The sequence below is a fragment of the Paraburkholderia dinghuensis genome (assembly GCF_003837865.1).
In the GTDB taxonomy this organism is placed as follows: domain Bacteria; phylum Pseudomonadota; class Gammaproteobacteria; order Burkholderiales; family Burkholderiaceae; genus Paraburkholderia; species Paraburkholderia dinghuensis.
The window spans coordinates 95841-108137 of the sequence record NZ_RQIS01000018.1; the positions used below are offsets into that span (position 1 = coordinate 95841).

7 protein-coding genes are annotated in these 12297 nt (G+C 61.5%); all 7 read right to left on the reverse strand.

All coding sequences use genetic code 11. The features are described 5' to 3' along the window. Positions 1-21: 21 nt before the first annotated feature. The 7 genes from D1Y85_RS21980 to D1Y85_RS22010 all read right to left on the reverse strand — a co-directional run bounded on the left by D1Y85_RS21980 (position 22) and on the right by D1Y85_RS22010 (position 11641). On the reverse strand, positions 22-1215 hold the full coding sequence (locus D1Y85_RS21980; RefSeq protein ID WP_124153182.1) for an acyl-CoA dehydrogenase family protein: 1194 nt from the start codon (positions 1213-1215) through the stop codon (positions 22-24). Position 1216: 1 nt separating this feature from the next. Beyond that, a complete protein-coding gene (locus D1Y85_RS21985) occupies positions 1217-2077 on the reverse strand; it encodes an enoyl-CoA hydratase family protein (protein ID WP_124153183.1) in 861 nt (286 codons plus the stop codon). Positions 2078-2204: 127 nt separating this feature from the next. Next, positions 2205-2756, reverse strand: coding sequence for a MarR family winged helix-turn-helix transcriptional regulator (locus D1Y85_RS21990; protein WP_124153184.1), 552 nt, complete (start codon positions 2754-2756; stop codon positions 2205-2207). Next, complete coding sequence (locus D1Y85_RS21995) at positions 2753-3532, reverse strand: SDR family NAD(P)-dependent oxidoreductase (protein ID WP_124153185.1); 780 nt, start codon at positions 3530-3532, stop codon at positions 2753-2755. The genes D1Y85_RS21990 and D1Y85_RS21995 overlap by 4 nt, the downstream gene beginning before the upstream one ends. A 2-nt stretch (positions 3533-3534) precedes the next feature. After that, positions 3535-5895, reverse strand: a complete 2361-nt coding sequence (locus tag D1Y85_RS22000) for a bifunctional salicylyl-CoA 5-hydroxylase/oxidoreductase (RefSeq protein ID WP_124153193.1) — start codon at positions 5893-5895, stop codon at positions 3535-3537. Positions 5896-6201: 306 nt separating this feature from the next. After that, positions 6202-9348, reverse strand: a complete 3147-nt coding sequence (locus D1Y85_RS22005; protein ID WP_185219070.1) for an EAL domain-containing protein — start codon at positions 9346-9348, stop codon at positions 6202-6204. Between the two features lie 562 nt (positions 9349-9910). Beyond that, complete coding sequence (locus tag D1Y85_RS22010) at positions 9911-11641, reverse strand: putative bifunctional diguanylate cyclase/phosphodiesterase (RefSeq protein WP_246025010.1); 1731 nt, start codon at positions 11639-11641, stop codon at positions 9911-9913. Between the last annotated feature and the right edge of the window lie 656 nt (positions 11642-12297).

Here is a 12297-nt window from a genome sequence, read left to right on the forward strand (position 1 = left end):
ACGTTCCAGACCGCGCGCGCATTACGCCTGCGCGGCGGCGTGTTCCTTGAGCAGGTCGCGCCCGACGATGAGTTGCTGCACTTCGGTGGCGCCTTCGTAGATGCGCAGCGAGCGAATCTCGCGATAGAGCGTCTCGACGGTATTGCCGCTTTGTACGCCCATGCCGCCCCAGAGCTGGACAGCAGCGTCGATCACCTGTTGTGCTCCCTCGCTCGCGTGCCACTTCGCCATCGCGGCTTCGCGCGTGACGCTCTCGCCCTGATCGCGCAACCATGCTGCGCGATAGACGAGGAGGGCGCTGCTGTCGATCGTCAGTGCCATCTGGGCGAGCTTTGCCTGGGTCAACTGAAAATCGCCGAGCGTATGCCCGAACATCTTGCGCGACGCAGCGCGCGCGAGACCTTCCGCCAGCGCACGACGCGCAAAACCAAGCGATGCAGCCGCCACCGAGGTGCGGAAAATGTCGAGCGTGCGCATCGCAATCTTGAAGCCTTCGCCCGGCACGCCCAGCATCTGGCTGCGCTTCACGCGCGCACCGGCAAAACGCAGGCGCGCGAGCGGATGCGGCGCGATGACGTCGATGCGTTCCGCGATTTCGAGCCCCGGCGTATCGGCGTCGACGACAAACGCGCTGATGCCGCGCGATCCGGGCGCCTCGCCCGTACGCGCGAACACCACATAAAAGTCTGCGATGCCGCCGTTCGAGATCCAGGTCTTTTCGCCGTCGAGGACGTAGTCGTCGCCATCTACGCGTGCCGCCAGCGCCATGGCACCGACGTCCGAGCCTGCTTCGGGTTCCGAAAGAGCGAATGCGGCGAGCGCTTCGCCGTTCGCCACACGCGGCAGATAGCGCGATTTCTGCGCGTCGTTACCCGCGAGCGAGATGGCGCCCGAACCCAGTCCTTGCATCGCAAGCGCAAAATCGGCGAGACCGCAGTGCTTCGCGAGCGTCTCGCGCAGGATGCACACGGCACGCGTGTCGATCGTATCGCCGTGGCCGCCGTAAGCGGTGCCGCCCACGCCGTAGCGCAGCCAGCCCGCTGTGCCGAGCTTGCGCACGAGTGAGCGGCAGGTCGCGTCGACATCGTCGTGCGACACGTGGGCGAGATGCTCGCGCGCCCACGCTTCGATGCCGGTGGCAAGCGCACGGTGGCGGTCCTCGAAGAACGGCCAGGCGAGCGCGTCGTGCAGGTTGATATCAGTTGCGGCGTTCAAATCAGTCTCCCTCGAATACCGGACGGGTCTTGGCGGCGAACGCTTCGTAGGCGCGGTCAAAATCGCGTGTCGCCATGCAGATGGCCTGAGCCTGCGCTTCGGATTCGATGGCCTCGTCGATACTCATGGTCCATTCCTGATGCAGCATCGTCTTCGTGATGCCGTGCGCAAACGTCGGGCCCGCGGCGAGATCGGCAGCGAGATTCTGCGCATCGGCGAGCAGCGTGTCGGGGTCGCACAGACGGTTGTAGAAACCCCAGGCGTGGCCTTCCTCGCCGCTGGCCGAGCGGCCCGTGTACAGCAGTTCGGCTGCTCGTCCTTGCCCGATGATGCGCGGCAGGATCGAGCAGGCGCCCATATCGCAACCGGCGAGGCCGACGCGCGTGAAGAGGAATGCGAGCTTGCTGCGCGCGGTGGCGTAGCGCATGTCGGACGCCATCGCGAGGATGGCGCCTGCACCTGCGCAAACGCCGTCGACGGCGGCGATGATCGGCTGCGGGCAATGCCGCATGGCCTTGACGAGATCGCCGGTCATGCGCGTGAACAGCAGCAGTTCGGGCATCGTCAGACTGGTTAGCGGCGCGATGATGTCGTGTACGTCGCCGCCCGAGCAGAAATTGCCGCCTGCGCCGTGCAGCACGACGGTTTTGATGTCCGTGGCATAGGCGAGCTGGCGAAACAGATCGCGCAGTTCCGCATAGGATTCGAACGTGAGCGGATTCTTGCGCTCGGGACGATTGAGTGTGATCGTCGCGACGCGGCCTTCCACCGCCCACTCGAAGTGTTGCGCGCGATAGCCGGCGAGCGTGACGCGGTTGCCGGCGAAGAGGGCGTCGGCGCCAGAGGGTGTCGATGTGGTCAAGATAGCTGTCTCCGTTTGTCGACCGGAGTTAGTGCTTCAGCACTTACTCCGGTCCCATGCAAAGCTGTCGACAGGAGTTAGCGCTTTAGCGCCCACTCCGGTCTCGTACCCGTCCGTGCGCGCCGTTTCAGCCTTGCAGGCTGTCGCGCAGATGTTGCTTGAGCTTGCCGAGGCGGTCATGCATCTTCGACTTTTCGTCGAGCGACAGGCCGCCGAACATCTCGACCACCCATTGCTCGTGCGCGATCGCCATGCGGTCGAAGAGTGCGCGTCCTTCGGGCGTGAGGCGCACCGCGATCGAGCGGCGATCAGCGGGATCCGCGTCGCGGACGACAAGGCCTTCTTTCTCGAGCTGATCGGTGATGCCCGTGACATTGCCGCCCGTGACCATCATGCGGCGCGAAAGCTCGGTCATGCGCAGGCCTTCGGGATGTCGCTCGAGCTGCGCCATGAGGTCGAAGCGGGGCAACGTCGTGTCGAATTCGACGCGCAATCGCCGACGCAGCTCGGTCTGCACCAGGTTCGTCGTCGTGAGCAGGCGCAGCCACAGGCGCAGGCCCATGTGGCTGTCGGCGCCGGTGCTCATCTCCATGTCGACGACGTTCTCAGCCGGATTGGCGACGCCTTTGCGCGGCGTCTTCGCAGCGGCCGTCTTGCGAGTGGACGCACTCGAGGTCATGTGATTTCTCCACCGGAAACGGATATGGACTGCCCCGTGATCGCGGACGAACCGGGCGCGCAGAGCCACAGCACGGCGTTAGCGACTTCGTCGGGCGCGACGAAGCGTTGCTGCGGGTTGTGGCGCACGAGGATGTTACGTGCCTCCGCTTCGCTGCGCGACGTCTTGCGCGTGATCTGTTCGATCGACGCATGCAATAGCTCGGTTTCCGTGTAGCCAGGACACACCGCGTTGACCGTCACGCCTTGTGTGGCGACTTCGAGTGCAAGCGCGCGGGTCATGCCGATCACGCCATGCTTCGACGCGCAATACGCAGCCACGTAGGGATAGCCGACCTGGCCCGCCGTGCTCGCGACGGTGACGATACGCCCGCGCTTTTGGCCGATCATCGCGGGCAGCACGGCCCGCGTGCAGAGGAACGCGCCGGTCAGGTTCACGTCGAGCATGCGCCGCCACAGTGCGAGATCCGTTTGCGCGAACGGCGCGGCCTGGGCCTGGCCGGCGTTGTTGACGAGGATGTCGATCACGCCGAGGCCCTCGACTGCATGGGCAAACGCGGCGTTGACCGCGGCTTCGTCGGTGATGTCGACGCTCACGCACGCCACGTTTTCACCGCCGCCGAGTGTCGCCCGCTGGGCTTCGAGGCGCGCGGCGTCGCGGCCCATCAGCGTGACGCGTGCGCCCGCGTGCAGCAGGGCGGCCGCGATTGCAGCGCCGATGCCGCTGCCGCCGCCGGTGACCACGGCATGCTGACCGGAGAGGGGTTGGCCGTTCATGTTCACACGGTTCCTTCCGCGCGCTGCGCGCGTTCGAGCGGCGAGAGTTTCGCGCTGGCCGCGGCCGTGGCGCGCTCACGCTCGATGTTGCGTTCGAGCTGCGTCTTGGCTGCCGTGTACTGACGTGGCCACATGACGTCGAAATAACCGATTTTCGCGGCTTCAGTAAGTGTCCACGAAGGATTCGCAAGATGCGGACGCGCGACGGCGCACAGGTCGGCGCGGCCCGCCGCGATGATGCTGTTGACGTGATCGGCTTCCGAGATCGCACCGACTGCGATGGTCGGAATGCCAGCCTCGTTGCGGATGCGGTCGGCGAACGGCGTCTGGAACATGCGGCCATAGACCGGGCGTTCGTCCTTGCTCACCTGACCCGACGAGACATCGATCATGTCCGCGCCCGCTGCCTTGAAAGCGCGCGCGATCTCGACGGCGTCGTCCGGCGTAATGCCGCCTTCGACCCAGTCGTGTGCCGAGATCCGCACGGAAATCGGCTTGTCCTGCGGCCACACTTCACGAATGGCCGCGAATACCTGCAACGGGAAGCGCAGGCGGTTTTCGGGCGACCCGCCATATTGGTCCGTGCGCTGGTTCGTGAGCGGCGAAAGAAAACTCGACAGCAGGTAGCCGTGCGCGCAGTGCAGTTCGAGCCAGTCGAAACCCGCTTCGGCTGCCATCCTTGTCGAGCGCACGAATTGCGCCTCGATCTCGCCGAGTTCATCGACGCTCGCCTCATGCGACCACTGGCTCACGCCTCGCAGGTATTGTTGCGGCGAAGCTGACACGAGCCTCCAGTTTCCGTCCTGCAGTGGTTGATCGATGCCTTCCCACGCGACGCGCGTCGAACCTTTCGCGCCCGAGTGACCGAGCTGAATGCCGATCTTCGCATCGGATTGCGCGTGCACGAGATCGACGATGCGGCGCCACGCGTCGCGCTGTTCAGTCGAATACATTCCCGGGCACCCCGGTGTGATGCGCGCCTCCGGGGAAACACAGGTCATTTCCGTCATGACGAGTCCGGCGCCGCCCATCGCGCGTGCGCCCAGATGCATGAGGTGATAATCGCCCGGTATGCCGTCGCGTGCCGAGTACTGCGCCATCGGCGACACCAGCACGCGATTCTTCAACGTGACGCCCCGCACGGTGTAAGGCGTGAACATAGGAGGAACGGCACGCTCGCCCATGCCCGCCCGGGCTGCAAGCCACGACTCGAAGCCGCGGACGTAGTCTGCATCGCGCTCGCGCAGATTCTCGTGCGAAATGCGCTGCGAACGCGTGAGCAGCGAATAGGCGAACTGTTCGGGTTCGAACTTTGCATAGCGGTCGACATGCTCGAACCATTCCGTCGAGTTGCGCGCTGCGTTCTGGATCCGCAGTACGTCCACGCTGCGCACGCTCGTATAGTGAGTCAGCGCGCCGCGCAGATCGCCCGGATGCGCATCCAGGCTATTGGCGAGTTCGATCGAGTCTTCGAGCGCGAGCTTCGTGCCGGAGCCGATGGAGAAGTGCGCCGTATGGGCCGCGTCGCCCATCAGCACGACCGGCGTCTGGCCGCCGTCCGCGCGGGGCTTCCAGTGCACCCATTCGCGATTGACGACGCGCGGAAAACGGATCCATTGCGCGGAGCCGCGCAGGTGGTCGGCGTTCGAGCGCAGGGCATGGCCGTCCAGATAACGAGCGAAGAGCTTTTCGCAGAACGCGATGCTGTCTTCCTTGCTCATGGTGTCGAGGCCCGCCGCGCGCCAGACGTGTTCAGGCGTTTCGACGATGAACGTGGACGTGTTGTCGTCGAAACGATAGGCGTGTGCCTGGAACCAGCCCCATTCGGTTTTTTCGAATGCGAAAGTAAATGCGTCGAAGAGTTTCGACGTGCCGAGCCAAACGAATCGGCAATCGCGCAGGTCGATGTCGGGCTGATACGTGGCGGCGTATTTCTGGCGGGTGGCGCTGTTCAGGCCGTCACTCGCAATGATGAGATCGGCGTCGCCGATGTCGTCGTCCGTGCACTGGCTTTCGAACACAAGCTTTACGCCGAGCGCCTCGCAGCGCGCTTGCAGAATGTTCAGGAGACGCTTGCGGCCGATTCCGCAGAAACCATGACCGGACGAGCGCATCGTGCGGCCGCCGAAGTGAATCTCAATGTCGTCCCAGTGATTGAACGCGTCGAGGATTTCGTCTGCGGTTTCGGGGTCGTTCGCCTTCAGGTTGCCGAGTGTCTGATCGGAAAACACCACGCCCCAGCCGAACGTGTCATAAGGGCGGTTTCGCTCGATCACCGTAATTTCGTAGCCGGGGTGACGGCGCTTCATCAACAGGCCGAAGTACAGGCCGGCGGGTCCACCGCCGATACAGGCAATGCGCATGTTCGCTCCCTCGTTCATTCCGTAGCTTCAATGTATGGCGATTTACTTTAGATGTCAAGTAAATCCACGGAAGTGCGGGAATGCCCTGATGTGCCGGCTCGATCCTGTAGATGAAATGTGTCCGCGGCGAACAACAAGTTCGGGGCGGTAAGTGCTATGCCGCGTTTGCGTCAAGTTCTGCGGGAGCAGAAAGCGTGACCGGCGTCCAAGCCTTGTATCGCGCGAGGCAGGTGTGCGAGGCGCCGGAATCGCGGTCGATTAAACGGGGCTCCTGGTTAGAACCTCGTTAGTTTGCAGCCTTCAGCGTTAGCAGTTCAAAGCTGATACGAAGCGTTGCCGCGCCGCATGATACGCGCCACTGCGCAAACCATGCTGGTGCGCCGTGTTGACCAGTTCGCGCACCATCACCGCGTCGTGAACCAGGCCTGTATCAAGGTGCGGGAAGAGACTGCCAAAAAGCCCCTCAAGGGAGAACGTTGCCGAAAGCGTTTCGTCCATCGGCTCGCGTCGCGAATCGTAGTGCGTCCGCTCTACGTCCGCAAAGTGACTGTCGCTGCGCACCTGGCCTTCGGCGAGGTGCAGTCGCTCTTCCCACATCAGGAGTTGCGCGACCTTGCCCAGCGAGCTTGTCGGTCGATGAGCCCCATTTGCCAGCACAGACCGCCTGACCATCCACGCGGTCAGATCATCTACCGGCATTGGTTTGGCAATCACATAGCCCTGAGCGGCGTCGACGTTGAGCAGGCGGCATGCTTCGAGTAACGCCTCGCTCTCGACGCCCTCCACAATCACCGATTTTCCCAGCGAGTGACCGAGACGCGTCAACTGGTAGATGAAGCTGAGGACCGTGGCGACATCCTGGCCCGAAAACTTGACGATGCTCCGGTCGATCTTGATCCAGTCGAACGGCAACTCGCGCAGTCGTGAAAGACTGCTGTGACCCGAGCCGAGATCGTCCTCCGCGAAAATGACGCCAAGCGACATGAAACGCTCCAGCGCGAACGTTATGCCCGCGTCGCGAGGAAGCGCTTCGCTTTCGAGAAGCTCGAGCGTCAACCGGTGGGCCGGGCTGCCATGTTCGGCTAGCGCATCGCGTGTCGCTTCGAAATAGCGAATGTCGAGGAGCGCGCTCGAGGGCAGGTTAAGCGATACAGCGAGATCAAAGCCGGTCCGAAGCCACTTCTCGCGCTGCGATAGAGCGAAATTCAGTCCGTATTTGTAGAGCTCGAGGAAGTCGTCGGGCCTGAGGGCGGGAAAGAATTCGTACGGCGTCAACAGGCGCGATCCTTCGGCAAGACGCGCAAGCATTTCCACCTTTATTACGCGGCCTGTTCGCAGGTCTACGATGGGTTGGCAGTGCATCTGAAGCGCGTCGGTTCGCAGCAAAGCCCTCCAGCGTCTGCGTGTCGATTCCGGAATTGCGCTGGCCGTGCCTTCGTCGCTCGCGAAGCGACCAATCGCGAGCGCAAGCAGAGTCTGCAGCAGGTCGATGAATGCCTCCTGCTCGATCGACGAAAAACCGCCTGGAAACGCGCTGTGCAGTGTAAGAATCGCAAACGGAATGCCTTCGGACAGGAGCAGGGGAATCGATACGCTCGAACGAAGCCCCAGGCGGCGCGCTACCGGACGCAACACCGCCATGTTCTCGTCAGTCGAGATGCTTACGCTCCGCACTATCTTGCCGGTATGCCACGCGGCAGTCGGTAGAGGCAGGTCTCGCGGCAAGCCCAGGCCGTCTGCCTCGAATTCGGGTTGTGGACCGGCGAGAATGCGCCCCTTTGCGGACTCGACTCGAAATACACCGCGACCGTCCGGCCTCGTGATCGAACATCCCGCGACTTCGTCGCACGAGCCGAGTATGTCGACAATCTGGGCAATGAGGTCCGCGTAGCTCTCGCTGCTCCATGTCACGCGTGCGATTCTGGAAAGCGCTTCACGTCGTTCGTCCTCCAGTCGCTGGTAGGCTTCCGACTGAAAGGCGAGATCGCGATTGAGCCGACGCGCAAAGATCTGAGTTGCTTCGCGGCTGACCGATCGAGCGAGGTGGCGATCGACGGCGGCGGAGAGAATGCCTCGGCAGCGGACGAGTTCCTCACGGTTCAGGCCGACCATCGCATGAATGCGCCCCACACGCAGCGCCGTCACGCGGTGAGCCTCTTCGGTCAAACCGGGATCGGCAAGCGAGAACAGATTGCGTATTTGCTGCGCTTTAAGATGCTGCAATTCAGATTCGTCCAACGCGTCGAGAATCTGCTTGCAGTGTGTCAGGCGAGAGAGGCGTCGATAAAATTCCTCGACGATGGCGGCCGCATTGCGCTCGAGCTGAGCCGAGAGCGAGGCCATCTCTGGAGCCCAGGCGGGATCATACGGATCGGCACCACGCCGGTCGAGCGTCGAGCGGTTTTCCCGCGCGTCATCCGACGAAGCCCAACCCCACCAGTTCTGGTGTTCGCCTGTGCGAGTCTTTATCGAACGCAGGGCCCGGTCAGCTTGAGACAAGGGGTCGCTGGTATTTACTGCGTCGGGATCCGGCCAGACTGAAAGACCCAGACTGATGCCGCATTGCAGCGACATCTGACCGATCGTGACGGGGCTGGTGAGCCGTGCATGCAACCGTTCCAGCAATGGGGGAAGCGTGTGTTCGGGATCGCGAACACCCTCGAGCGTGATGACAAACTCGTCGCCACTGCGGCGAGCGACAAAGTCGCTCGTGCGGATCTCCTCACGCAAGCGGCTGGCGATTTCTCGCAGGACGTCGTCGCCGACTTCATGACCGAACAGATCGTTAATGGGCTTGAATTTGTCGAGATCCAGCAAGCCGATCACCAGCGGGATTTCCGCGCGCGATGCGCGGGCGGTCGCCTGTTCGAGGTGGAGCGAAAGTGCGGTCATGTTTGGCAGACCGGTTAGCGCATCCTGCAACGACAATTCGCGCAGGCGGCTTTGCTCGATGTTCAGATGCATCCGGTCCAGCGCGACGCCTGCAATCAGGGCAATGTGCGCTAGCGCGGCCGCCCATTCCGGCTGGGCGAATAGCTCGATCTCCGCGCTGTAAAGACAAAGTAGCCCTACGCACGTTTGCTCGTGTGCCAGCGGGACCCAGGCAATCTCGCACCCTTGAGAAGCGGCACTTTCACTCGAATTGCCGGATGGGGAGGCCGTCTGGATCCGTCGAAGTTGCCATGCCCGGTAAGCGGGTGCCGTATCGCTGGCGACGGGATCCAGCGTGGCGCGACGCGCCTCGTCGGCGTGCGCCTTTATGTCGTGACCACTGGACGTCACGGGACGCAGCGTGCCTTGCTCATCCTCGGCGACAACGCACGCGTCGGCGAGACCAACGCGATGCGCCCATTTGACCAGAGCGCCGCCAAGGGCGTGGAAATCCGTCGCCTCCAGTATGCTTCGATCAAGCTCAAGAAGGCTGACGACAAGATCGCCGCTGGAATTGCCCATTGTCACGATATTCCTTCGCATCAAGAATGTCGCGGGCGGGATTTGCTTTTTTAGGGGCTCCGTATTCCGGTCGTCCGATCAAAGATATTCCACCTGTCACCGCAAATCGATTCAACCCTGAGGCTGCAATCGGGCCACGGCGCTTACGTCGCGAATTCAGGTACTTACTTTTTTAAAGCGTAATTTTCGTAATGAAAATAATATGAAAATCACTGGTGTTGCAGTAATTCGCGGCCACCACAGCTCGCGACATTAATTTCCAAGTGCGCAGTGCCTGTATTTAACTATGGAAAACGAGGCGGGTGCTGATGTGGCGTGGTGCCAAACGTTTGGCTTTTATGTGCGTTGATGCACATCAAGCGTTTGATGGTGAATTCGAAAGCGTAATTTGATCCGTAAAAAATAGGGCACTTACGCGTGAGCGATTTGAATATGAATATTCATTTATATGCCTGGAATGTGCAAATTCAACGCGTGTGCACGATATATTACGAAGGCGGATGCAGGATACTCCCGGGCTAAGCAAAGGCCAGTGTCTCGGGAATATCACGCGGCGAAACGCTCACACGTTGCTTGCACGCGGCATGCATGCAGTGACTTGTTCTGCGGGCTGTGGTCTCGCCAGCAGGTATCCCTGCACCTGATTGCAGCCCGCCTCTTGCAGGAATGCGAGTTGTTCCTCGGTCTCCACACCTTCCATCACTACGTCGAGATTCAGTGCACGTCCCATCGCCACAACCGCGCGAATGATCGCCCGATCCGGATTTTGCGCGTCGCTGCCGGCGAGGAACGAACGGTCTATCTTCAGCGTGTCGACCGGTAAATCCTTGAGGTAGGCGAGTGACGAATAGCCGGTACCGAAATCGTCGATGGCGAGGCTCACGCGTCGCGTCACAAGTTCGTGCAACAGCGCGCCGATTTCCTTGCGCGTGTTCATCGCCATGCTTTCGAGGAGTTCGAGTTGCAGCCGCTCCGGTGGTAATCCGGTCTCATCGAGCGTTATGATCAAGTCCGCCAGGAATCCATCGTCGAGAAATTGCCGCGCCGAGACATTCACTGCGACTCGCCCGAATTCGAGGCCGGCATCAAGCCAGCAGCGCGCCTGCCGGCACGCCTCGCGTAATACCCAGCGTCCGAGTGGAATTACGAGCGCAGATTGTTCGATGATGGAAATGAATTCGCCTGGAGGCACGAGCCCGCGCTGGGGATGACGCCAGCGCAACAGAGCCTCGACGCCGACCATGCGTCTGCCTGCGAGTGCATACTGCGGCTGATAGAAGAGGCAAAACTCGTTTTTTTCAAGCGCCCGATGCAACTCTCCTAACGTTTCCAGTTGCGCCATGGCTGCTGACGTCATGTTGCGCTCGAAGAACTGGAACACGCCGCGTCCGCGGCTTTTGGCACCGTACATTGCCTGATCGGCGCATATCATCAATTGCGCGGCCTGCTTGCCGTCGTCCGGCCACATGCTGATGCCAAGACAAGATGTGGTGAATATTTCGTGGCCGTCGATATGAATCGGACGATTGACTGCATCGAGCATCGTTCGCGTTGCTTGTCCGACATCGCGCGGGCTGTTGAATTCTTCCAGAATCACACCGAATTCGTCGCCACCGAGGCGTGCGATCGTGCTCCCCTGACCGATGGCTTGCCGAAGGCGCTGGGCAACCTCCTTCAACACGTCATCGCCGGTTTGATAGCCGAACGTTTCGTTGACGAGCTTCAAACCGTCGAGATCAAGGTATGCAACAGCAAACCTGCCGCCGGTCCGCTCGGCATGAACGATGGCACGCTCCAGACGTTCCTCGAACAACACGCGGTTGGCGAGACCCGTTAGCACATCGTGGGTCGCGAGATAGCGAAGCCGCTCTTCCGTCTGTCGACGGTGGGTGATATCGGAGAAGATTCCGGCGTACTGGGCGATGGCGCCATCCTTGTCCCGCACGCTAGTGATCGTCAGATATTCGAGGTACAACTCGCCGTTTTTACGACGATTCCAGATTTCCCCCTGCCAGCGTCCCGTAGTCATCAGCGCGCGCCACATATCCCTGTAAAAGGCGGGGTCCTGATGACCGGAATTCAGGAGGCTGGGGTCGCGGCCGAGCACTTCTGCTTCGCAGTACCCGGTGAGGCGCTTGAATGCCTCGTTCACACGCTCGATCTTCCCGTGGCGGTCGGTCACCATGATGCCTTCGACAACCGACTCAAACACCCGGTCAGCCAGGTTCGAGCTCAGACGCGCGTCGTCGAGTGCATTGTCGCGCTCACGCTGAATACAATGCAATTCGCTCACGCCTTCGTCTCTGCCTCTTCGAATCGGGTATGCGCGTCCGCGTTGTGCCAGTGGGTGTGAATAGCCGGGTCGGCAGGTTGGGCTGCGGCAGTCACGACAATCGATCCCGTGCGTTCGTCCAGAATGCGGTGAGCGACTGCGCGTGCAGGCATCTCGGAGGTGCACGTCGGCATGGAATGTGCGAAAAGAGGTGCGATGGGAATGCGGTGACGGTTCGTGGGCATTGATCTTTTACTCGAAGCAGTACGAAAGCGTGCAAGGGCAGATCGGGGCGATTGCAGGCGTCTCCAGGCGCCACCGGCTGCTGAAACCACGCTTTTCGATCATTCCCTGAACGGCAGAGTGCGACGGAAGCTTGAGGGGCAAAACGCCGCAATGCGCGCCCGCGAAGCCGGGCGTACGTGGATCGCGCAGCAAACCGCAAGCCACAATCGCTGCAACGCGCCGTTTTTCGAAAGGGCGCGTGGTTCGATGGAGCGACCTGCAGCACGTTTGTGCAACGGCAGTGATTGTAAAAGCCGGCGCGCCGATCGAGGTTAGTACCTGGACGAAAATGAAGTAGACAGGCATGTATTGACCCAGCGAAACCTGCACAGATTAAGCAGCTAAAGCGAATGCCTCAGCCGGGGTTTTCATCTTCAGCGCCTGGTGGGGCC

Bases quoted from the DNA above. Each gene is read 5' to 3' on its own strand.
- D1Y85_RS21990 (WP_124153184.1), bottom strand. From the start codon at position 2,756: ATGACCTCGAGTGCGTCCACTCGCAAGACGGCCGCTGCGAAGACGCCG.
- D1Y85_RS21995 (WP_124153185.1), bottom strand. From the start codon at position 3,532: ATGAACGGCCAACCCCTCTCCGGTCAGCATGCCGTGGTCACCGGCGGC.
- D1Y85_RS22000 (WP_124153193.1), bottom strand. From the start codon at position 5,895: ATGCGCATTGCCTGTATCGGCGGTGGACCCGCCGGCCTGTACTTCGGC.
- D1Y85_RS22005 (WP_185219070.1), bottom strand. From the start codon at position 9,348: ATGGGCAATTCCAGCGGCGATCTTGTCGTCAGCCTTCTTGAGCTTGAT.